This is a genomic window from Deltaproteobacteria bacterium, from assembly GCA_016874755.1.
Classification (GTDB): Bacteria; Desulfobacterota; Binatia; order UBA9968; family UBA9968; genus DP-20.
Genome location: VGTH01000034.1, coordinates 36,754 through 57,283, shown reverse-complemented (window position 1 = coordinate 57,283; position 20,530 = coordinate 36,754). Strand labels below are relative to the sequence as shown.

The window sequence follows — 20,530 nt, the reverse complement described above, 5'->3', positions numbered from 1 at the left end:
AAATATAAAACACTAACCAGATACAAGTCAAGAAAAAACTCGCCCAATGGGCGAATCCCAATACCCCAAAACTTCCTGAAAACCCTACAGTTTCTGAAACCCGCGTGGGCTTAGAGCGGAGTTATGGATCGTGCGGAAATGCAAAAAAGCCGGGATCGGTCATACAGATTGTCCCGGCCTTTAAGTATCAAGTAAGGACTTTAGAATTTAGCTGGCTGCCAGCAGGCGCTCATGGCCCTTCTTCGAGATCGGCGCAAGCTTGTCGGTAATCGATGTCCAGCTCTCGCCGTTGTCCTCGCTGCAGAAAACCTCGCCGCCGGTGGTGCCACCGAAGATAGCGCAGGTGCCGTTGGCTTCTTCGAGGCAAAGTGCACCAAATTCATGTTTCAAGCTTGCCGGCAATCCGCCGCCCAAGCGCTCCCAGCTGTTGCCGCAATCTTTGCTACGATAAATCTTGCCTTCAGCGCGCGCGGCGGGACCGGCTTTGCGCCAAGTGACGGGATTGTGCTCCGCTGCGGCGACGAACATCATGTCGGGATTTTTCGGGTTCCAAGTAAAGCCGTCGGGGTAAACATCCGGCGCCCAATCGGGGCACATCCAGCGCTGCCAGCTAGCACCACCGGTGTGGGTGACGTAGAGGCCGGCGCCGCCGGTGACGTAGATTTTTTGTGGGTCGCGCGGGTCGATCAAACAGCGATGCACGTCATAGAAATGTTCCACCGGGCGGTTCCTGTCTTTGTAAAGTCCGACGGTGTTGAGCTGCTTCCAGCTTTTCCCCAGATCATCGCTCTTCAAAAATGCGCCTTGCTCGACGCAGGCGTAGATAGCGTTTTCGTCTTTAGAATCGAAGGTGATGAATTTCGTATGCGCGACATGGGGTGGGGCGGGGAAGGACCATTGCCCGACGCTTTCGACTTGGCGCAGCGCCGGCAGCTCGCTCCAGTGGGCGCCCAAATCTTCGCTGACAAACAAGTGTGCCGGCTGAGTGCCGGCATAGACGCGGGTTTTGCCGTTGATGGTTTTCGACGCAAGGCTGTAGACGTCGTGACAGGCGATGCCGTTGTCGCGCCGCTCCCAAGTTTTGCCGCCGTCGCTGCTGGCATGCACCGAGCCGAAGAATGCGCCGGCAAACATGGTGCCGCTGGTCTGCTCGAAGATAATCGAGCTGATGTGATTGCCGCGCAGCGCCCGCTGCGCCTCTTGCCACTTGCCGTTGTTCTTTTCAAAACGAACGAGGCCATCCTGCGTGGCGACCCACAGTTCGGTGGATCGTTGCTTGGCCGAATAAACATTGGTGCCGCCGTGAGAAAGTCCGATCGCCATAGTTCAACTCCGCGCTAGGTCGGTTTCTTTTCCCTATTCATCAAATCCACTCCACTTTACTAGCTACAGTTTATCTTGGTCAATCGAATTGTGTACAGAGCGATCAGGAAACACGGGGCTGCGCCTAGAAGGGTAGTGGAGATTATAAGACAACTCAAAACGGAAGGCGTCCTATGAAAATATCGTCCGTTAAACTTAACAATAGAAAAAAACTCTTCGAGATCAAAACAGCGAAGAGGCTGCTTTCTTTTCCGTATGTCAAAGCCGAGCTGACGCCAACTGCAGAAGACCCGATCGTGCGGGTTTATGTTGACAAGGAAATTGCCAAAGAGGGTTTCACCTACCAACTCGCTTCGGGCAAAACCGCCACAATCCATGTTGAGCAGGTGCTTGAATACAACCAAGACCCTTCTTACCTGAGAGATTTGCTGATCTACAGACTCACGCTCGAAGCGCAAAAGCGCGTGGCGAAGAGCCGGCTGGCGAAGCGAGAGATGGTTCGCCGGCTGCGTACGTCGGCAACCCAGTTCTACCGTTTGCTGGATCAAACCAACTACGACAAGTCAGTCGATCAGTTGATCGCTTTGCTGCAGATCCTCGATTGCGAAGTGGACCTCGTTGTGCGCGCAAAGAGTGCGTAAGCGTGTGCGCGAGGCCGTCTCGTTCTCTGCGCTAGGTCTCTGTGGTGAATATCCGAAATCTAACTTCATTGCCGTAGCCGGCCTTCGGCCTTCAGTTATTGCTGCGCTTGTTTCAACGGCCGTTCGTTGATCACTCGGTCCAGGGTGAAACTTCCTGTCGACGACGCCGGTGCGATGGTCGTCGTCGAGCATAATCTGAATGCCTTCCCAGGCCACTGGTTGTAGTTGGCAATCATCGGAAAGCCCTTGTCGAGCAGTTTGATCGTGTCCTCGGCAGAGAAAGGCGCGGCAGAAATCAGTCCCTTCTCCAGAGCGCTGGCCCGTATCACCGTCTGACCGATGGCCCTTAACGTCACGTCCTTGTCGGGATCGATGTTGTTGCGTTTGAGATAGAGCCGAGTGGTGAAATCGGAAAACGCCCCGGCGCCGGTAATGCCGACAATCTTGCCGCGCAGGTCTTTGACGCGCCGGACGTCTTTGCTGCCGATCAAAGTGTAATTCGTGTAGTTGGAGATCGAAGCGATGATGTTCATGTCGAGTCCGCGCGCTTTGCTGCGGATCGCCGCCTGGGCGCCGCCGATGCTGGAAAACTCAACGTTGCCAGACCCCAGCGCGGTAACCGCTGTCGGCGCGCCGCGGACGAAAATTTGTTCGACCGTGAGACCCTGCTCACGCAAAAAGCCGCGCGCGTCGGCGACGCGGAACGGAAGCTGCGCGTTCCAGGCGAGAGTCACGAAAACCACCCGCAGGTGTTTGAGCTCTTGGGCGTGGAGCGAGAAGCGGAATAGGACCGATAGGGCAAATACACCGAATAGTCGGAGTTTCACTTGAGTGTCCCTTAGGGTTCTATTTTCACGATCGACGCGCCGATGCCGTCGATGGAGGTCTTGCCGTCGGCAGCAAGATTGTCGCGCCGCGGCGTGTCGAAGTTGCTGACGTAGACCGTGTTGTCAACGATGACGACCGAAGTTGGAAACTCCAGCGGACCTTTGCTGTTGTTTTTCAGCGCGTCATAAACCCGGCCCTCGGGAGTGACGACGACCACGGCATTGCGTTCGTTGGCGGCCACCCAAAGGTTGCCGTGCCGGTCGAACGCCGGACCGTCGGCGCCTTCGAGCAATGCGCTTTGGACGACGCTCTGCGGCGGGCCGGCCGTGCCGTCGTTGGTGATGGTCGATCGCCAAATCGCGCCGCGCGTGGTGTCAGCGATGTACAACACGGTGCCAGAGGCATCGAAAGCCAAACCGTTCGCTGTCAGGGCCTGCTGCGTGTTGCCGTCGGGGAGTGTGCGAACATGGGGTGGTATTTGAACCACCACGTCGGCTTTGCCGCCCTCCGGTCCGGTGCGATAAATCTTGCCGTTGCGGCCGCCGGAAACGTAGAGCCGGCCAGCCTTGTCGAAGGCGAGACCATTGGCATTCTCCGTTTGCGTCGCGAAGGTTTGCGCGACGCCGGGTTTGTCCGGGTTCAACTCTTTAGCGCGGATGCGCAGCACTTCTTTAAATCCGCCGGCGGTGAGGTAAAGATCGCCCGCCGAGTTGAAGGTGATTCCCGAAACATCGGCACGGATTTTTTTGCCGTCGATCTCGCGCTCCACCACGCGGCCGACGACCACGAGTCTGGGATTTTTTGGATCGATGCGCCACACATTGCCGCTAACGCGATCGGCGGTGTAGAGCCTGCCGCGATTGTCGGCGGCGATGCTCTCGACTATGACGCTTCGCTCGGCGCTGTTGGGGTCGAGGTCGATCAGGATTGAAACTTTTTGATTTTGCGCCTGGACGACGGCAAACCAGAACAAGATGCTGGCAATTGTGAGGGCGGCTTTTCTGTACAGAGCTCTCCGCCACCTGGATTCCGGCCTGCGCCGCAATGACGGACCAACGCCACCGTCACCCCGGCGAAGGCCGGGGTCCACGCACGGCTGGTTGTTGCCATGTTGGTTGCGGCTTCGCTGCATTGGGAACCGCACGCTTCCGACGTCAATCATCCGATGACTCCGCTCAGCGGTTGCGCTCCAGCTCTTCTTTAACTTCGCTGGCGAGCTTTAGGTAAAGAAATTTCTCCGGCGCCACGTCTTCTTTGATCTTCAAAGGAGCTTTGACGTCGTATTCGATCATGTTTTTCATGCCCAGTGGCGTTGGCACGCCGGGCACGCCGTCGGGCAGGGCGCGGGCGAAGCGGCGAAGGCCTTCGATGACAACGGGTCGCGTCGCGTTGCTACCCATGGGAATCTTCTTCATTGCAATGTCAGCGGCTTCTTCCGGCCGCTCGCGAATAAACACCAGCGCGCGCATCATGCTGCGCAGCCAGCGCTTGATGTCGTTGGGCCGCTCGGCGATTTTTTGTCCGACGCCATGAAGCCTTGCAACGCATAGGGGAACAGGTCGCCGATGAACGTCACCGTGCGCAAGCCTTCTTTCTCGGCGATGATCGCTTCATCGCCATTGATTGTGGCGGCCTGGATGGCGCCGGATTTTAGACCGAGCATCGTCGTGGTTGTGGTCCGAGACGGCATGGCGACTCGGGTGAGATCCTTGGCGGCAACACCATTGCGCTCGGCGTAGGCGGTGACTAAAGCGTCCTGGGGTGTCTCCTACTGTGCCGACCGCCACTCTGTTGCCTTTGAGGTCTGCACCCTTGGTAATTTCAGGCGCGGCAATCAAATACCAAGTCACTTTTTCGGTTTGAAACATCACGGCTTTGATGGGCGCGCCGCGCAGCGCCGCACGCATGCCGGTGCCGCCAACGCCGCTATAGTCGACGTCACCGCTCACCAGCGCCGCGATGGCGGTGGCGCCCGGAATGACGATGGTTTCGTTTTCGAGACCTTCATCGCGGAAAAATCCTTTGACTTCAGCCACCGGCACGCTGAGATAGTTAAGCGTGGCGCGTGGGATGACGGTGCGGTCGCGCTCGGCGACCGCGTCGGAAGGGAACAGGACGTATAGGAATAATGGGAGGAATGACAAGAGCGCTGGCATAGCGGCCATCGGTTACCTCGCAACTTCTTTGCGCACTTCTTCGAGCACGCGGAAATCGACCATCCTGTTTAACGGCACGTCGCCAATGGATTTGTCGCTCGCTTGCATGAGTTTGACGTGGACTTTGAGGCCTGCGTCAGATGATGAGCCGTCGCGCGTCGCGGCTTTCATGATCGACTGGTACGAGTCACGCGCCATGGTTGGGTCCAACTTCCATTCGCGCTCGACGAGCTTGATGGTTTCTTCAGGGTTCTCTCGGGTGAATAAGAGGCCGCGGTAAAAAGCGCGCATCATGCGCTTCACCTGATCGCGGTTCTCCGCCAGTCGCTTTTCGGTGGTCGTAAATCCGTTGCTGGGAAACTCGATGGCGTCGCCGAGAAATAGCAGCTCGCGAAAGCCTTTCTGTTTGAGCATCGAGTTGTCTGGTGGATTGGCGATGTTGGCGTCCACCGAGCCGGCCATCAGCGCCGCGTTGCGTGTATTACCCAGGCCGATCATGATCAGCACAACATCTTTTTGCGGGTCGAGGCCGTTCGATTGCAGCGCGACGCGGGCGGCAAGATCGGTGGTCCCGCCAAAACGGCTGACCGCGACCATCTTGCCGCGCAGCTCGCTCACTGATCTGATCGTCGGCTTCGACATTAAGAAATAATTCGGCAACCGCGCGCTAAAAAAAATCGCCTTCAGCGGCGCGCCTTTGGCGGCCAGGCGCAGCGCGGAATCGGCCACGCCGTGATAGTCCACTTCGCCGCTGAGCAGCGCGTTGTGGGCGATGTTGGGGAGCATGGCCGGAAGCTCAAGTTCGATGTTCTCATCTTTCAAAAAACCACGATGCAGTGCGACAAACATTGGCAGGTAGCCCATCGAGCGCGATGGCAGCGCGAGCCTCACCCGTTCAGCGTCGGCGCTACTGGGGCAAATCAAGAAAGCCGCCAAGAGAGCAACGTGTAACAGTGACAATAAGGCTTTGAGCATTAATGCGTTTACCTCGGCAAGTGAAATTCTGCGTAGTATAGCGATCTCGATGCGCTTCGCAATCCGCTAGAAATCGGTCGGGGCGGCGATTACTATGTCACATTATAGCGCGTTGCGGAGGATGCAAAATGTTTCTCGGTCGTGTCCTGGTCGAAGAGTTTCACGCCGAAGTGCTGAAATGGCTGGGCGAGCGTGTCGAGCTGGTCGTCGTTAATCCCTGGGTTGAGCCGGACCGTTGGGACCTCGAAGCAGGGCGCGTCGACGCGGTGATCAGCCGCAAAGGCAAGATCACACGCGCACACATGGCGCAAAGCAAAGGGCGCTTAAAAATCATCGCGCGCACCGGTGTCGGCGTCGACCCGTCGCGGGTCGATCTCGACGCGGCCAAGGAATTGAAAGTGTGGGTTGCCAATCAACCCGGAAGCAATTCTGTTGCGGTGACGGAACTGGTCTTCGGCCAGATGATTGCGTTGGTGCGCCACACGCATGAAGCCAACTGCGCGGTGAAAGAAAACCGCTGGGGCGAGTATCTGAAATTCATCGGCACCGAGCTTGCCGGCAAGACGATCGGCATCGTCGGCATGGGCAACATCGGCGCGCGGGTGGCGATCCGCGCGCGGGCCTTTGAGATGGATTTTCTTGTCTATGATCCTTATGTCCCAGAGTCGCACGTGACCGCGTTGGGCGGCAAATTTGTTGGGTTAATGGAACTATTGAAAGAGTCCGACTTCGTCACGATCCATTGCCCGCTCAACAACGAGACGCGCGGTATGATCGGTGCCGCCGAGCTGGCGCTGATGAAGCGCGCGGCGTTTTTAATCAATGCCGCGCGCGGCGGCATCGCCGATGAGGCGGCGCTGCTGCAAGTCTTGCAGCAAAAAAAGATCGCCGGTGCGGCCCTCGATGTCATTGCCGTTGAACCGCCCCCGAAAGATCATCCTTTATTCAAACTCGACAATGTTTTGTGGACGCCACATTTGGGGGCGGTGACGATCGAGGCGTCCGAGCGCGGCGAGTGGGGCGCGGCCGAAGAGGTGGTACGGGTTTTGGAAGGTAATCAGCCAAAGAACCCGGTGGTCGTAATCCCGTAGGGACAGGTCAGGACCTGTCCCTACAACCAGACAACGCTGAGGTTAGAGCGGGTCACCGCGCCGCATGGCCGTTTAACACCGCCTGCGAAACCTCAACGACGCCACCCGGATGCAAGCGAATGACGTTAACGGTATTGACGTATTCCGGCGAGCCGGAGTAGTGCGCCGTTACCGTGCCGTCACCAACCGCGGTCGACTGGTTCCAATGGCCGAGCGCCACGTAATCGGCGGCGGTAGCATTGAGCTCTTCAGGGTGAATCAGCCACGAGCCGATCATGCGATTCGGATCGCGCGCTTCATCGACATAGTGGCCGTGGGCAACGGCGAGCTGCCAACGCGTTGTGCGCGGGCGTGGGTTCGCCAGCGGCGACATGTCGGTGTAGTCGAAATGAGCGTGGCCCCAGATTTCCATTTGGTGTTCTGGGAACAGCACGGCCTGGTCGCAGTTCAAACCGAGAATTCTCACCTTGGGAATCTGCCCCATGCCGCCGCGGCGGTAGACGGAGTCCGGCGTCAGCGGGTCATGGTTGCCGGGAAGAATGACCACCTGTCGATTGTAGTCACGCAGGATCCCGGCGCAGCGCTCCAACAATTCCACAGGCTGGCGGTGATTATCGAAGCAATCGCCCGCCAGCACAACGACATCGGCGTGCACTTCATTGGCGGCGCCTAAGACTCTTGGCAGCGCGGCTAAGCGGTCTCTATCGCTAAAACTGTCGTCGGTGCCGAGATGCAAGTCGGAGCTGTGAACGATGACGACTTCGGAGCGCGTGGACATAGGTGGTCCCCTCGTAAGTTACTCCAGCCAACCTAACAAAAGCACGGGAAAATGGAAAGCCGGAGAAAGCAAAAAGGCCACCCGTAGGTGGCCTTTTTGCTCAAGTTGTGGAGGGTGCAACTTATTAGGCTTAGTGCTTCTCTTTTGCTTTCGCTTCGGCCTTCGCCTCGGTCTTTTTCTCAGCTTTGGTTTCTTTTTCCGCCGCCTTAGTTTCCTTAGGCTTGGCTCCAGCTTTGCTCTCGATGCTGGTGGCAATCATGCGATATTTGACCGTGACGCGGTCGCCTTTTTTGACATCGCCACCGGCTTTGGTGTCTTTGTCGCGGGCGATTTCCCAATTCTCATTGCCCTTTTTAACGACGATTACGTCATCCTTCACGTCGACAATCGGCCCCGTGACCTGGTAATCTTTGGCCAAGGCGAGCGACGCCGAGGCGAGAAAAAAAGTGGCAATCAACAATCCTAACAATCGCTTCATCTAGAAACCTCCTCGATTGGGTTAATGGTTTTTGTTGTGCGGCGCGTCGTCACAACCGCCCTCCGCTCGAGTTGAGACAGCTGCCGCCTATGCAGATTGGACGTATCCCGGTGCCTTTAATTCAGGTTATTGCTGATCTATACATAACAGTGATGCTATCCTCAAGCGGACCCATCCCATCTGTCCAATAAATAGTTCTCAAGTCGTAAAAAATAACCTAAGGAGTAGCGTAATGGCCGAGGGTCTATCGATTGCCAAAGGAGCCGAAGAGCACTTTCTGTTGCCGCGCATGGCTAACCGCCACGGCCTGATTGCCGGCGCGACGGGCACCGGAAAGACGGTTACGCTGCGCGTCATTGCCGAGCATTTTAGCCAGATCGGCGTGCCGGTCTTCATGGCGGACGTCAAAGGCGACCTGTCGGGCATCGCGCGTGCCGGCGCGGACCACCCAAAGATCACCGAGCGGGTTAAGCAACTCGGCCTCGCTGATTTCAAATTCGCTGACTTCCCGACGGTGTTCTGGGACCTTTTCGGCGAACAGGGCCATCCGGTGCGCACGACCATTTCTGAGATGGGGCCGCTGCTGATGGCGCGGCTGTTGAATCTCAACGAAACCCAAAGCGGTGTCTTGACCCTGGTATTCAAGATCGCCGACGACAATGGCATGTTGCTGCTCGATCTCAAAGACCTGCGCGCCATGCTGCAACATGTCGGCGACAACGCCGCCCAGTTCAAAACTCAATACGGCAATGTCTCGGCGGCAAGCGTCGGCGCGATTCAGCGCGGCTTGTTGACCTTGGAAGAGCAGGGCGGCGACAAGTTTTTCGGCGAGCCGGCGCTCGAACTGGACGACCTGATGCAAGCTGACAGCAACGGCCGCGGCGTGATTAATATTCTCGTTGCCGAGAAGCTGATCAATGCGCCGAAGCTTTACGCCACTTTTTTGTTGTGGCTGTTGTCCGAACTGTTCGAGCGCTTACCGGAAGTCGGCGATCCGGAAAAACCCAAACTCGCTTTCTTTTTCGACGAAGCCCATTTACTTTTCAGCGATGCGCCCGAAGCGCTGATGGAAAAGATCGAACAGGTGGTGCGGCTGATCCGTTCCAAGGGTGTGGGAGTTTATTTCGTTACACAAAACCCGCTCGACGTGCCGGACATCGTGCTCGGTCAGTTGGGCAACCGCGTGCAGCATGCGCTGCGTGCCTTTACGCCGCGCGACCAAAAGGCAGTGAAAGCCGCGGCGGAAACCTTTCGCCAGAACAAAAGCATCGACGTCGAAGAAGCGATTACGCAATTGGGAGTTGGCGAAGCCTTGGTTTCATTCCTCGACGCCAAGGGGCAACCGACGGTCGTCGATCGTGCGCTAATTTACCCGCCACAAAGCCAGTTGCCGCCGTTAACGCCCCAAGAGCGCGATGGCATCGTCAAGCAATCGACGCTGTTCGGCCACTACGAAAAAGTCGTCGACCGCGAGTCGGCCTATGAAATGTTAAAGCAGCGGGCCCCTGTGGCAGGCGACGCCGCTGCCGGCTCCGGTTGGCAAGCCCAAGCCGGCAAACTCGCAGGTGCGTTAGCCAAAAGCGCCGCGACCGCCATCGGCAGCACCGTAGGCAGAGAGATCATTCGCGGCGTGTTGGGATCGATCTTTGGTTCGTCAACGACGCGGCGAAGAAGGTAAGGAGAATGCCCAAAAGACGCAAGATTGGACAAGCAATGTAGAGGGCACGAACTATGGCGCCCGCCGGCAAGTTCTGCGGCATAGTGGGCCAACATTGAATGAGTTACGTAGGGGCGGGCTTCAAACCCGCCCTTTTTTGCGTCTTTAGCAGCCAATCTGCCGAAGCTGATTTGCCTACGGCCGCTCGACGGCGAGCGGCTCGTAGATCGCATCGCCACGGATCGCATAAATCGCCGTGATCGTTTGATGAGCGGGTAGAGTGCCTTTCTGAGAGTCCACCGCTCTCCATTCTCTATCTTCGATCTTCAAAACTGAAATTTCTGCTGGCGTGCCAACTGTCAGCGTGCCGAGCTCGCCGCTTCTGCCGAGCAGTCGCGCGGCGTTGGCGGTCGCCATTTCGATGACTTGATTGAGCGAAAAACCCAACGCCATTAGCTTCGCCATTATGGTCGGCAAATCGTAGAAGGGCCCGGCGCGGTTGCCGCGGTGGCCGCCGATGTGGACGAGCAGCGGAATCTTTAGTTCATCGCCGAGCTTGCGCGCCCGCGCCAGAGGCTTTAGCCCTTGCCCACCAAGCACGCCGCCGGTGGCCATGATGTTGATGCCGACGATGATGTCGCGGTTGGCTTCGACAGCCGAGTGTTGAGAGATTGATGTAATTCATCACGCGTGTTTTAGCGTTGGCCGTGACGTAGTTGCGAAACACATTGAGCAGCATGCCCGGCGCTGCCAGCGTCGACAACCGTTGTAACGCCCGAGCCGACCCCGAAAATATCCGGGTCGACGCCGAAGGCGCCGAGGCCTTTCATGAGGTGCAAGTGAACATCGATCAGCCCAGGAGTGACGACGTGATTCTTGACATTGATCACGGTCGCGCCATCGACGTCGAGATTGGCGCCGATGACGCCGACTTTGCCATCGCGTACGCGGATGTCGAACTGGCCGTCTCGGCCCGAGGCGGGATCGATAAGGCGGCCGCCTTTGAGGAGGTATTTAAATGATTTCTGTACACTCATATCAAAGGCTCCGTCTCTTGGTCGACGGAAATTATCTCACCACGAAGCGCACGAAGGTCACGAAGTTCGAATATCTTTTTCCCTATGCTTCTCTTACCTTCGTGGTTTTCGTGCCCTTCGCGGTGAACTACTTTCCTGGCTTTGCGCCCTTTGCGCCTTTGCGCGAGACATTTCCCCTACGTCGTGTAGTAGGCGTTCTCCTTCACATAGCCTTCGGTCAAGTCGCAGCCCCATACCCGCGCTGACGTCTTGCCAATGCCGAGATCGATGCCAATCGAAACTTCCGGCTGGCCCAAATACTTCCGCAATGCTTCCAGATCACAATCCATCGGCGAGCCTTTTTTGAAAACGGCGGTATCGCCGAAGCGAATTGTTGTTTTCGCCGGCTCGATGATCGGATCAAAGCTTTTCCCTACCGCCATGATCACGCGGCCCCAGTTGGGGTCGCAGCCATATACGGCGGTTTTCACCAGCGGCGAATTGGCCACTAGCTTGCCGACATGCTTCGCCTGTTTTTCATTCTTTGCGCCTTTGATGTCGACGGTGATGAGCTTGGTCACGCCCTCGCCATTGCGCGCGATTTCGCGGGTCAGATACTCGCAGACGCTGTGCAACGCTTTCTCGAACGAACTGAGATTTGCTTTGCCGGCCAGGCCGTTGGCCATCAGGATCACGGTATCGCTGGTGCTGGTATCCGTGTCGATGCTCATGCAGTTAAACGTTCTGTCAACGACGCGCTTAAGCATCGGTTTCAGCACCGCTTTGGGCAGCTCTGCATCCGTCATGAGATAGACCAGCATGGTTGCCATATTCGGCTCGATCATTCCCGCGCCTTTAGCGATGCCCGCGATGGTGGCTTTTCCAACCCTGGCCGAAATGTATTTGGGATACATGTCGGTGGTCATGATCGCTTCCGCCGCCAGCTTTAGATTCTCCGCTTTTAGCTCGGCCTTGATGCCTTTCAACCCGGAGCGAATCTTGTCCATTGGCAACGGGCGACCAATGACGCCGGTGGAGAAAGGGAGGACGTCGTAGGGATCGATGCCGAGCTCTGCGCCGACGATTTGGCAAGTCTCCACGGCATTGTCGATGCCGAGCTTGCCCATGGCAACGTTGGCGTTTTTGCTGTTGATCACCAATGCTTGAGCAAAGCCGTTGGCGATATGCTTGCGCCCAACGATTACCGGCGCGCCGGGAAAACGGTTGCGTGTGAACATGCCCGCCGCGCGGGCGCGTGCAGTGGAGTAAACTACGGTCAGGTCGAGTGTCGAGTCTTTAATGCCGACGTTCTTCGCCAGGGCGAGGAAGCCCTGGGGATGATCAAACTGTGCTGGTTGAGGATGTGTTTTTGCGGTCATTTCCTTCTGCTCTCCAAACTATCGATTGAGTCGGCATTAAAGCAAATCCGGCGTGCCGCGCCAAGTTTTGCCGGAACCAAAGACTAAATTTCTAAATGAGCCACGAGATCTTCGACCTCGTTCTGACTCTTGAGGCACATCCGATCGCCGCGGAAGCCTTCAAACAAAGCTTGATGACCCCTCTATGAGCGACCATCGCTACGGTCGGTCGTAGTAATGCGACGCCCACTCAATGAGATCGCGCAAGCCTTTCTCAGACTGTTCCCGGTTCATGTGCCGCTTACTTTCGGAGCCGCGCGCTTCAAGTCTCGCTTTGCAAGTTTGCCAATCGATATCGAGCCAAATTAGTACTTCGGTTTCGTCCAGATACATTGCAGCGAGCTCGCCGAAGACGCCTTCAACGATCCATGACGCCGGCTGCTTCGATGCCGCGATCCGTTGCTCGATTTCCACCGGCGTGCGCTTGCGGTTGAATCCACCTGGCTGCCAAAAGATTTCGTCAAGATGAATGACCGGTGATTGCTTAACGGCGGCAAGCCGATTGGCGAGCCAAGTTTTGCCACTGCCGCTGTTGCCGATAATGGCGGCTCTGATGTCTACGACGTTGTTCTGCGCGGAAACCACGCCATGGCGATATCGTCGACGTATTTACCGTCCGGCAGGCTGATTCGGTTTTTGAAGCGGCCTTCTTCGACGAAACCCAGTTTTGTGTACAAACGAATCGCCGGCTCTTTGCTGGCGCGAACTAGCAGTTCTATTTTTCCAACCCGCGGCGTGCGCACAGCCCAGTTCATCAGATCCTTCATCGGCACGGCCAATTCGGGGATAGTTTCGGCGTGGAGCTGATAGTGATTTCCGCGGCGATGTTCCAAGACTCGCACGTGCCAGTTGTAAATGCTGTCGCGTCCTTTGGTGATAGTGAGGATCTGCCAATTCCTCCCGAAAGCGGTCGCCCAGGGTGGGCTGTGGCTCAGCCGGTGCAATCGCCCGGGAGTGTTGACGTCAAAAATAAAGAGTCCGCCATCGCTGAGATGCGCTTTGACACCGCGAAAGACCTTTTGCCAATCGGAGAATCGCGGTAGGTGATTGATCGAGTCAAAGACGCAGATGATGGCATCGAAGCGCTGGTTGAGGTGGAAGCTCGTAATATCTTGCAGGTAGAGCTTCACATGAGGAAGTTTTCTGCGTGCGATCGCCAGCATGTTGCGTGATCGATCGAGCCCAGTGACTTCATAGGCCTGTGATAACAAACCGAGGACTGCTCCAGTGCCGCAGGCGATTTCGAGAACGGTTCGTGTTTTAGGGTTGTAGCGGTGAATGAGATCGCAGATGTATGTTGCTGTGTCTCTGCGGTCACCGATAACTGCGTCATAGAAGCGCGCGAGCTTGGTGTAGGACATCGGGCGTTTACGGTTTGCCATTCATCAGTTCACTCAGAGAATCGATGATCGGCCTGCCGCTCTGCTCCAGCCGTTGCCGCGACTGATAGCCATGGGCTACCAGCACGCAGTCAACTCCGATGGCGTCGGCGACCTCGGCGTCGTGCAGGGTGTCGCCAACCAACAGAATCTCCGTGGCGTCGTGGGGCAGCCTGTCGAGCAACTGGCGGCCTTCCGCGACTTTACTGGTGGCTTGAAAATTGTCTAGACCTACCAAGTGCTCAAATAAGTGAACAATGCCAAACGTCGCGACATATTCGCGCAGAGTGTCCCTGTGGTTCGCTGACAGAACCGATTGGCTTCTCCCCATGGCGCGGACATGTTCCAGTATCTTGCGGCTATGGAGATGAAGCGAGCTTTGGTGCCAGCCCGATTTGTAGCTGCGGATGAATTCCACAGCGAGTTGCTCGAACGGCTCCCGGTCAAAGTCAAAGCCAATGCTGCGGTAAAATTCCTGGATCGGAAAAGTAATCAGTTCCCGATATTGGTCGTGCGTCACTGGTGCCATGCCACGCTGCGATAACATCGTGTTGACGATCGCGACGTTCAACGCCAGGTCGTCTACCAGCGCGCCGTTCCAATCCCAAATGATATGTCGGTAGTTGCCGATCATAGTCTGGTGCCGAACCTACTCCTCTCGGTGAAGAAGCGCTAGCCGAACTTTGGGATGAAGCGTCACGAAACTACGGCCCGTGATGCGTGGCCAGAGGACTTGTATCGCTCAACTCCATCATTTTTCTCGCCAGTTGTTCGGTTAGCGTGCTGCGCAGGGCCTGCGTGGTCGGCGAATCCCAAAGATTGTCCATTTCCAGAGGGTCGGTCGTAAAATCGTAGAGCTCGCCCCAGTCCGCGCCTTCATAGAGCGTCAAGCGCTGCTCGCGAGTGATCAGGCTGCGAGCGCGGAAGTTGTTGGCCAAGCCCATGTAGCCGCGGCGCTGATGCTCTTCGATGAGTATGGCTTCATGGCCGGTGTCACCGCCCTGAACGGCGTTGAGCAATGAGCGGCCTTGCATGCCGTTGTGCCCAGCGAGCCCGGCTCGATCCAAAATCGTTCGCGCCAGATCGAGTGTGCCGCATAGACCGCTGTTGACTAAGCCCGTGCGTTGAGCTTGCGGATCGCGCCAAATAAACGGCACCCGCACCAGACCGCGATAGTGCAGGGCGCCTTTGAGCAGTAGCTGGTGATCGCCCATAAAGTCGCCATGGTCGGCATTGAAGATGACAATGGTGTTCGATGCCAATCCCAAGCTCCGCAGCGACCCGAGAATGCTGCCGACGGCATCGTCGATCATGGTAATCATGCCATAGGTTAGCGCGATCACCTCGCGCACTTCTCTTGGGCTTACCGCAAACGTGCGTTGACCGTCTTTGTTGCTCTTATTCTGCGCCCGTTCGTCATAGAGTTTCTGTAGGTGCGGCGGAATCGGTCGCTCGCCGCTGTGGAAAGACTCTGGCAGCGGAATCTTTTCCGGGTCGTACATGTCCCAATAGCGTCCCGGCGGCGTAAACGGGTGATGCGGGTCCGGAAACGAGCACTGCAGAAAAAACGGCCGGCTGCGATCGCCGCGTGCGTGCTGCTCCAGAAAGTTCATCGTCCGCTCGGCAACATAAGCAGTCGGATAGAGTGATTCGGGGACTCGCGTGCGCCAGGCCTGCGGCGCGATGTATTTGTTTCCGGGCAGCTGATTATCCCATCCGCGCAGCGAGTCAGAGTTGGCATGGCGTGCCTCGATCCAGCGCTCATAGTGGCCGACCACGGCGTCGGCATGACCCACCGCCAGCTCAACATGATTGAAGCCGTAGTATGGAAGCGCCAATTCAAAGTGGGGGTTATTTTTCCAGGTCGAGCGCAGCTCCTGATCATAGCGGCCATGGTCAAGCCAGCTACGGTCGGCTTCGCGAAGGTGCACCGGTGGTTGGGTTTTGCCCAGGTCTGGCTCCGGCATCCCGACCGTGGGTGGCGTGCCGCTAATGCTTTGCAGGTGGCACTTGCCGATTAACGCTGTGGCGTATCCCGCCGCGCGCATGATCTCGACGAAAGTGGTCGCCTTGAGTGACAGCGGAATGCCATTCTGCCGTGCTCCATGAAGAGATGGCATTCTACCGGTCATGAATGTGGCTCTATTAGGCATGCAAATCGGCGTGGCAACATAGAAGTTCTCAAAGCGTGCGCCGGTCTGCGCGAGCCGATCGATGTTGGGTGTCCTGACCACGTTATTGCCGTAGCAGCCAAGGTGGTCGGCGCGGTGCTGGTCGGTGATAATGAAGAGAAAGTTGGGACGTGGTTGCATAAAGCTTGGCCCTCCGTGTCGGGAAGGCCAAGCTTAACGGATGGGCACGGTGTCGAGCAATGCTTTAGATGGGCGTACTTAGGCTGGCGGCACTGAGCCAGCTTTTGGGGTTTAGGGTACGGCGCGGGGAATTTTTCCCCGCGCCGTACCCACTCTTACTGCACTGTGAAGGAGCTGCTCGTTACAAGCGCATTGAAGCCGTTGTTGCCAAGGAGGCGCAGCTGATAGATGCCGGGACTGGCCGTCGCTGGTATTTCCAGCGCACAGCTACCCGCTGGTTTCGCAGTGGTCGCCGTTGTGCTGCAGCTCACGTACGCCCAAGTCAAGTATGAAGAGTTGGGATCGCCTTGCGCGTAGAGTGCAACCCAGTCTTTCGCGGTGGGGCTGTCGATGCCACTCCAGGCCACGTTCACGAGGCCGCCGCGGCGTACTTGGTTTGGTGTCGCCGATAGCGTCGCTGATTGCTCCGCTGGTTCAATCGTGAAGTTGCGGCTCGTAGCGATCACACCGTACCCATTGTTGCCTAGCAGTTTCACCTGGTAGTCGCCGGGTGGGACACTTGGCGCGACAAGGAGGTTGCAGGTGCCGGTCGCTCTAGCGCTATTGGCAGTCGTGCTGCAGCTTACGTATAGCCAGGTCAAGTAAGAAGAAGTTGGAGCGCCTGCAGGGTACAAGCCGATCCAATCTTTGGCGGCCGCATTGGCAAGTCCGCTCCAGGCGACTGTGACAAACTCGCCTTTTTTGACTGCCGAAGGCGTTACTGAGATCGACGCTGCGGCTGACGTCACGGGGTTGCCCACAACAAGCGAACCGCTCTTGGCGAGAACTGTGAAACCGTTGTTGGCCAAGAGCCGTAGTTCGTAGGTGCCGTTTTCCAAATTGAGAGGCAGCGTCAAGGGGCAAGAGCCGGTGGCTTTTCCCACCGCGCCCGCGCTGGTTGAGCAGTTGACGTAGATCCAGGTGCGGTAAGCGGAGTTGCCGCTGCCTGCAGGATATAAGCCGACCCAATCTTTTGCCGTTGGATTGACAATGCCGCTCCAAACCGCCGTGACATTGGCGCCGCGTGGAGCTGTGTTCGGATTCACTGTCAGAGTCGGACCAATGACGGCGGCTACCGGGCCCGTCGAGATGGCTGTATTGCTGCTTGTCGAGGATGCTGCTGGCGCAGGTAAACGAAAGATCGTGCCTCCGCCAAATTTTCCGCCAGCGGAGGTGGTGCTGTAGAGATAGCCATTGGGAACAACAGTGAGTTGTGCTTGCGGTTTGCAGCCGTCGTCGCCGTCACAGGCAAATCGATCGAGCACGGTGAAATTGGTGGCGTCGGGAGCGATTCTGTACAATGTGCCCTCGGCGTTGGCGCCGCCAAACGTTGTCGTGCCGTACAAATTGCCGTCGCCTAGTTGGACGACCCCAGCCACAGGCAGACATCCACTGGCTGCTTGTCCGCATTGGAAAGAGTGAATCACCAAAAAATCGCTCCCATCCCCGCTGAGTCTGAATAGCGTGCCTTCGTCAACGGCGCCGCCCTGCTGCGTGGTGCCGTAGAGCATGCCATTGTTCGCCTGGATCAAACCTGCCAATGGCATGCAGCCGTTAATGGCCACGGCGCATTGAAAGGACTTGAGCAGCGTAAAACCGTTGCCGTCCGGTGCGAGCCGATAAACGCTCCCCTGGTTGTGCGCTCCACCGTGATAGCTGGTGCCGTAAAGGAAACCGTTGCTTGCTTGGAGCAGCTTGCCCGCGGAATGGCAGCCGTCCGTCGGCTGATCGCAACGGAACGATCGAGGCACAGCAAAACTGCTTCCGCTAGGAGAGAGCTTAAAAATGGTTCCGCCATCGCCGGAGCCGCCAAACGCTGTCGTGCCGTAGAGCATGCCATCGCTTCCTTGAAGTAAGCCGCTCTGTGGGCTACAGCCATCTCCACTGATGCCACATTGAAAGGACCTGAGTACAGCAAAGCCGCTGCCGTCGGCTGCGATTCTGAAGATGGTGCCTTCATCGCTGGCACCGCCCAAGCTGGTGGTGCCGTACAAGTAGCCGTCTAAACCTTGAACCAGCCCAGCCAAAGGCAAACAGCCGTTGCTTGCTGCGCCGCAGCGAAGTGACTTGAGAATGGAAAAATTGCTGCCGTTAACCGCGATCTTGAAAACCGATCCTTCATTGAAGTCACCGCCTCTGTAGGTCGTGCCATAGAGATACCCGTCGGCGCCAACAATCAGAGATGACATCGGATAGCTCGCCGCTGATTCGAAGTCTTTAACGATCTCCATGACCTGTGCTCGCGCCGGAGCCGTGATCGCTAGCAGTGAAAAGGCACCCAAGAAGACGGCGAGTGTGCTTCGCGCCAGCAAACCTAGCGCGGCTGAGATTGTCATCGATTTACCTCCAAAGCTCATTTTGCGATTGCAAGCGACGCGAATTACGGAAGTTGTTCAAGTAAACGGTGAAGAGATCGCTCGATACGTTACTATCGCTTGGCGGGTCAGTTTCTTTATCGGCAAGAGCCTGATTGGCCCGGGTGGCGCGCCATTTGCCGGGCTTGCAATCGTTGTTAAACGGTGGCGCTAAAAGGTGATAAAGTTGCCTTGTATTACCGAGGGAGGTTCATTCATGACGGATCGCGATAAGATCACGCTTTTTCATGCGCCGAATACGCGTTCTTCCGGTGTTTTGCTCTTGCTCGAAGAACTGGGCGTTCCCGACGAGCTGCGCGTGTTGGACATGAAAGGCGGCGAGCAACTTAAAGCGGAGTATCTGGCGATCAATCCGATGGGCAAAGTGCCGGCGCTTTTGCACGGCGGGGCGCTGGTCACCGAACAGGTGGCGATCTTTTTGTACCTCGCCGATTTGTTTCCAGAAGCTGGGCTTGCGCCAGCGCTGCGCGATCCTTTGCGCGGACCTTATTTGCGTTGGCTGGTTTTCTGCGCTGCTTGCTTCGAGCCCGCGCTCGTCGACCGCGCGCAGAAGCGCGAACCGGCGGCGCCGTCGATGTCCCGCTACGGTGACTTCGAGACAATGTCAAAGACGCTCACCGACCAATTGGCGCGGGGACCCTACTTGCTCGGAGAAAACATGACCGCTGCCGACCTGCTTTGGGGCACGGCGTTGGCCTGGGCGACGATGTTTCAATTGATTCCACCGTCAGCGGTAATCCAGCAATTCGTCGAGCGCATGGGTGCGCGGTCGGCGGTGGCGCGAGTCAAGGCAAAGGATGTGGAGCTAGCCGCTCTGCAGGCCCACTAGCAGCGTGGGAGACGCGGTAGAGCGGGAGATTTGGCGACCGCGATCATAGCTCCAAGATCGCGCCGCATTTCTTGCATGTTGCTAACGCAGGGTCAGATTTTAACGAGTCCGTGGCTTTTTTGACTGCTTCGCCTGGGTCGTCGAAGCGCACGCTGGTGCTGTAAAGATTTTCGCCGCACTTTTCGCAGGGCCAAATGAATTGATCCATTTCGTGGTTGCCACGGGTGCGCTCGACCACATAGGTCCAAGAACCATCCCCGCGGCGCGGCGAGTGCGGAACGTTTTTCGGTAGCAGAAAAATGTCGCCGGCTTTGAGCACGGCGAGTTCACGTTTCTTATCGATGAGGTAATGCAGATTCAGCTCGCCTTCGAGCTGGTAGAAAATCTCATCGCCGGGGTTGATGTGGAAATCCTTGCGCCGGTTGGGGCCGCGGGTGACGAAGGCGATGAAATCCGAATCGTGCCAGATGACGCGCCGTTGACCCCAGGCGCCGCGGTTTTCGTCGATCCATTTTTGTAGATTGAACTGAGTCAAATGTGGGAACACAGAACCTCCCCGTCGCGTCAGCCCCAATATAGAATTGCGCATCGCAACGAATCAAGCTAAAGCGGTCTAGTCATGCAGCGCCAGCGCAAGATCGCCAAACTCAAGAACGGTGTAGTCGGGGTAATTTCCGACACCCACGGCCTGGTGCGTCCCGAAGCGCTGGCGGCCTTGCGAGGTGTGGACTTGATCATCCATGCCGGCGATATCGGCAAAGCCGAGGTGTTGGATTCGTTAGCAAGGGTGGCGCCGGTCTTCGCGATCCGCGGCAATAACGACGCGGGTCCGTGGGCTGAAGCGCTGCCGGATGTGCTCGAGTTAAAAATTGCTTCGACGAAGCTGCACGTCATTCACAATCTCCAAGAGCTGCCACAGGCGCCGTTTGTCAGAGGAACCCAGCTTGTGATCAGCGGTCACTCGCACAAGCCGGTGCATCGGGTGGCCGAAGGAATCCACTACCTGAATCCCGGTAGCGCCGGACCGCGGCGTTTCAAGCTGCCGATTGCGCTGGCACGCGTTTCGATTGGCGCAGCATTGGTGGCTGCTGAGATCATCGAGTTGTCCGCTTGAATCGAAATGTTGACGAGAAATTTTCCTACTTTCTATCAATTCGTTGACATTCCGGGTTATGCACGTTAAACAGAATTAGCCTTTTTAAGCTGATCCCGCGAGGTTGGCAAAGGGAGCGATT

Annotated in this window: 22 protein-coding genes and 1 pseudogene; 5 read left to right on the top strand and 18 right to left on the bottom strand. The window is 57.1% G+C overall.

Annotated features, from left to right (window positions below; translation table 11 throughout):
- Positions 1-207 precede the first annotated feature (207 nt).
- Complete coding sequence (locus tag FJ145_18985; GenBank protein MBM4263501.1) at positions 208-1,323, bottom strand: hypothetical protein; 1,116 nt, start codon at positions 1,321-1,323, stop codon at positions 208-210.
- A gap of 173 nt (positions 1,324-1,496) precedes the next feature.
- On the opposite strand from FJ145_18985, the gene FJ145_18980 reads away from it, so the two are divergent.
- Positions 1,497-1,964 (top strand): hypothetical protein, encoded by a 468-nt coding sequence (locus FJ145_18980; GenBank protein MBM4263500.1) that lies wholly within the window; start codon positions 1,497-1,499, stop codon positions 1,962-1,964.
- Between the two features lie 95 nt (positions 1,965-2,059).
- Here FJ145_18980 and FJ145_18975 read toward each other — a convergent pair whose 3' ends face one another.
- From FJ145_18975 to FJ145_18950, 6 genes are read right to left on the bottom strand one after another with little or no spacing between them, the layout of a single operon-like run.
- Positions 2,060-2,791, bottom strand: a complete 732-nt coding sequence (locus FJ145_18975; protein MBM4263499.1) for an ABC transporter substrate-binding protein — start codon at positions 2,789-2,791, stop codon at positions 2,060-2,062.
- Between the two features lie 11 nt (positions 2,792-2,802).
- Positions 2,803-3,954 (bottom strand): SMP-30/gluconolactonase/LRE family protein, encoded by a 1,152-nt coding sequence (locus FJ145_18970; GenBank protein MBM4263498.1) that lies wholly within the window; start codon positions 3,952-3,954, stop codon positions 2,803-2,805.
- A gap of 13 nt (positions 3,955-3,967) precedes the next feature.
- Positions 3,968-4,264, bottom strand: coding sequence for a hypothetical protein (locus FJ145_18965; protein MBM4263497.1), 297 nt, complete (start codon positions 4,262-4,264; stop codon positions 3,968-3,970).
- Positions 4,261-4,455 carry a hypothetical protein gene (locus FJ145_18960; protein ID MBM4263496.1) on the bottom strand — a complete coding sequence of 65 codons (195 nt, stop codon included), beginning with the start codon at positions 4,453-4,455 and terminating at the stop codon, positions 4,261-4,263. Before FJ145_18960 ends, FJ145_18965 begins: the two co-directional genes overlap by 4 nt.
- Positions 4,403-4,957, bottom strand: coding sequence for an ABC transporter substrate-binding protein (locus tag FJ145_18955; protein ID MBM4263495.1), 555 nt, complete (start codon positions 4,955-4,957; stop codon positions 4,403-4,405). The genes FJ145_18960 and FJ145_18955 overlap by 53 nt, the downstream gene beginning before the upstream one ends.
- A gap of 3 nt (positions 4,958-4,960) precedes the next feature.
- Entirely contained in the window at positions 4,961-5,923 is a 963-nt protein-coding gene (locus FJ145_18950) for an ABC transporter substrate-binding protein (protein ID MBM4263494.1), read from the bottom strand.
- Between the two features lie 128 nt (positions 5,924-6,051).
- On the opposite strand from FJ145_18950, the gene FJ145_18945 reads away from it, so the two are divergent.
- Positions 6,052-7,014, top strand: coding sequence for a hydroxyacid dehydrogenase (locus tag FJ145_18945; protein ID MBM4263493.1), 963 nt, complete (start codon positions 6,052-6,054; stop codon positions 7,012-7,014).
- Between the two features lie 52 nt (positions 7,015-7,066).
- Here FJ145_18945 and FJ145_18940 read toward each other — a convergent pair whose 3' ends face one another.
- Complete coding sequence (locus tag FJ145_18940) at positions 7,067-7,792, bottom strand: hypothetical protein (protein MBM4263492.1); 726 nt, start codon at positions 7,790-7,792, stop codon at positions 7,067-7,069.
- 238 nt (positions 7,793-8,030) lie between these two features.
- Positions 8,031-8,270, bottom strand: a pseudogene (locus FJ145_18935) (hypothetical protein).
- A 232-nt stretch (positions 8,271-8,502) separates the two neighbouring features.
- Here FJ145_18935 and FJ145_18930 point away from each other — a divergent pair.
- On the top strand, positions 8,503-9,948 hold the full coding sequence (locus FJ145_18930) for a DUF853 domain-containing protein (protein MBM4263491.1): 1,446 nt from the start codon (positions 8,503-8,505) through the stop codon (positions 9,946-9,948).
- Between the two features lie 174 nt (positions 9,949-10,122).
- Here the strand turns inward: FJ145_18930 and FJ145_18925 are convergent, their stop codons facing one another.
- The 8 genes from FJ145_18925 to FJ145_18890 form a co-directional block, all read right to left on the bottom strand.
- Positions 10,123-10,542, bottom strand: coding sequence for an amidohydrolase family protein (locus tag FJ145_18925; protein ID MBM4263490.1), 420 nt, complete (start codon positions 10,540-10,542; stop codon positions 10,123-10,125).
- A gap of 80 nt (positions 10,543-10,622) precedes the next feature.
- On the bottom strand, positions 10,623-10,964 hold the full coding sequence (locus tag FJ145_18920; GenBank protein ID MBM4263489.1) for a hypothetical protein: 342 nt from the start codon (positions 10,962-10,964) through the stop codon (positions 10,623-10,625).
- A 176-nt stretch (positions 10,965-11,140) separates the two neighbouring features.
- Positions 11,141-12,322, bottom strand: a complete 1,182-nt coding sequence (gene argJ, locus FJ145_18915; GenBank protein MBM4263488.1) for a bifunctional glutamate N-acetyltransferase/amino-acid acetyltransferase ArgJ — start codon at positions 12,320-12,322, stop codon at positions 11,141-11,143.
- A gap of 198 nt (positions 12,323-12,520) precedes the next feature.
- On the bottom strand, positions 12,521-12,946 hold the full coding sequence (locus FJ145_18910; protein MBM4263487.1) for an AAA family ATPase: 426 nt from the start codon (positions 12,944-12,946) through the stop codon (positions 12,521-12,523).
- Positions 12,919-13,743 (bottom strand): class I SAM-dependent methyltransferase, encoded by an 825-nt coding sequence (locus tag FJ145_18905; protein MBM4263486.1) that lies wholly within the window; start codon positions 13,741-13,743, stop codon positions 12,919-12,921. Before FJ145_18905 ends, FJ145_18910 begins: the two co-directional genes overlap by 28 nt.
- On the bottom strand, positions 13,730-14,374 hold the full coding sequence (locus FJ145_18900; protein MBM4263485.1) for an HAD family hydrolase: 645 nt from the start codon (positions 14,372-14,374) through the stop codon (positions 13,730-13,732). Before FJ145_18900 ends, FJ145_18905 begins: the two co-directional genes overlap by 14 nt.
- A gap of 70 nt (positions 14,375-14,444) precedes the next feature.
- Positions 14,445-16,052, bottom strand: coding sequence for a sulfatase (locus tag FJ145_18895; protein MBM4263484.1), 1,608 nt, complete (start codon positions 16,050-16,052; stop codon positions 14,445-14,447).
- Between the two features lie 155 nt (positions 16,053-16,207).
- Positions 16,208-18,448: a hypothetical protein gene (locus tag FJ145_18890; protein MBM4263483.1), complete on the bottom strand. Its 2,241-nt coding sequence runs from the start codon at positions 18,446-18,448 to the stop codon at positions 16,208-16,210.
- Positions 18,449-18,662: 214 nt separating this feature from the next.
- Between FJ145_18890 and FJ145_18885 the strand changes: the two genes are divergently transcribed.
- Entirely contained in the window at positions 18,663-19,295 is a 633-nt protein-coding gene (locus FJ145_18885; protein ID MBM4263482.1) for a glutathione S-transferase family protein, read from the top strand.
- Positions 19,296-19,338: 43 nt separating this feature from the next.
- Here the strand turns inward: FJ145_18885 and nbaC are convergent, their stop codons facing one another.
- Positions 19,339-19,884, bottom strand: coding sequence for a 3-hydroxyanthranilate 3,4-dioxygenase (gene nbaC / locus FJ145_18880; protein MBM4263481.1), 546 nt, complete (start codon positions 19,882-19,884; stop codon positions 19,339-19,341).
- Between the two features lie 30 nt (positions 19,885-19,914).
- Between nbaC and FJ145_18875 the strand changes: the two genes are divergently transcribed.
- Positions 19,915-20,409, top strand: coding sequence for a metallophosphoesterase family protein (locus tag FJ145_18875; protein MBM4263480.1), 495 nt, complete (start codon positions 19,915-19,917; stop codon positions 20,407-20,409).
- Positions 20,410-20,530: the final 121 nt, after the last annotated feature.

Excerpts from the sequence above, each read along its gene's own strand:
- FJ145_18985 (MBM4263501.1), bottom strand. The coding sequence starts at position 1,323 with ATGGCGATCGGACTTTCTCACGGCGGCACCAATGTTTATTCGGCCAAG.
- FJ145_18980 (MBM4263500.1), top strand. The coding sequence starts at position 1,497 with ATGAAAATATCGTCCGTTAAACTTAACAATAGAAAAAAACTCTTCGAG.
- FJ145_18970 (MBM4263498.1), bottom strand. The coding sequence starts at position 3,954 with ATGATTGACGTCGGAAGCGTGCGGTTCCCAATGCAGCGAAGCCGCAAC.
- FJ145_18965 (MBM4263497.1), bottom strand. The coding sequence starts at position 4,264 with ATGATGCGCGCGCTGGTGTTTATTCGCGAGCGGCCGGAAGAAGCCGCT.
- FJ145_18960 (MBM4263496.1), bottom strand. The coding sequence starts at position 4,455 with ATGCTCGGTCTAAAATCCGGCGCCATCCAGGCCGCCACAATCAATGGC.
- FJ145_18955 (MBM4263495.1), bottom strand. The coding sequence starts at position 4,957 with ATGGCCGCTATGCCAGCGCTCTTGTCATTCCTCCCATTATTCCTATAC.
- FJ145_18950 (MBM4263494.1), bottom strand. The coding sequence starts at position 5,923 with ATGCTCAAAGCCTTATTGTCACTGTTACACGTTGCTCTCTTGGCGGCT.
- FJ145_18945 (MBM4263493.1), top strand. The coding sequence starts at position 6,052 with ATGTTTCTCGGTCGTGTCCTGGTCGAAGAGTTTCACGCCGAAGTGCTG.
- FJ145_18940 (MBM4263492.1), bottom strand. The coding sequence starts at position 7,792 with ATGTCCACGCGCTCCGAAGTCGTCATCGTTCACAGCTCCGACTTGCAT.
- FJ145_18930 (MBM4263491.1), top strand. The coding sequence starts at position 8,503 with ATGGCCGAGGGTCTATCGATTGCCAAAGGAGCCGAAGAGCACTTTCTG.
- FJ145_18925 (MBM4263490.1), bottom strand. The coding sequence starts at position 10,542 with ATGGCCACCGGCGGCGTGCTTGGTGGGCAAGGGCTAAAGCCTCTGGCG.
- FJ145_18920 (MBM4263489.1), bottom strand. The coding sequence starts at position 10,964 with ATGAGTGTACAGAAATCATTTAAATACCTCCTCAAAGGCGGCCGCCTT.
- argJ (MBM4263488.1), bottom strand. The coding sequence starts at position 12,322 with ATGACCGCAAAAACACATCCTCAACCAGCACAGTTTGATCATCCCCAG.
- FJ145_18905 (MBM4263486.1), bottom strand. The coding sequence starts at position 13,743 with ATGGCAAACCGTAAACGCCCGATGTCCTACACCAAGCTCGCGCGCTTC.
- FJ145_18900 (MBM4263485.1), bottom strand. The coding sequence starts at position 14,374 with ATGATCGGCAACTACCGACATATCATTTGGGATTGGAACGGCGCGCTG.
- FJ145_18895 (MBM4263484.1), bottom strand. The coding sequence starts at position 16,052 with ATGCAACCACGTCCCAACTTTCTCTTCATTATCACCGACCAGCACCGC.
- FJ145_18890 (MBM4263483.1), bottom strand. The coding sequence starts at position 18,448 with ATGAGCTTTGGAGGTAAATCGATGACAATCTCAGCCGCGCTAGGTTTG.
- FJ145_18885 (MBM4263482.1), top strand. The coding sequence starts at position 18,663 with ATGACGGATCGCGATAAGATCACGCTTTTTCATGCGCCGAATACGCGT.
- nbaC (MBM4263481.1), bottom strand. The coding sequence starts at position 19,884 with ATGCGCAATTCTATATTGGGGCTGACGCGACGGGGAGGTTCTGTGTTC.
- FJ145_18875 (MBM4263480.1), top strand. The coding sequence starts at position 19,915 with ATGCAGCGCCAGCGCAAGATCGCCAAACTCAAGAACGGTGTAGTCGGG.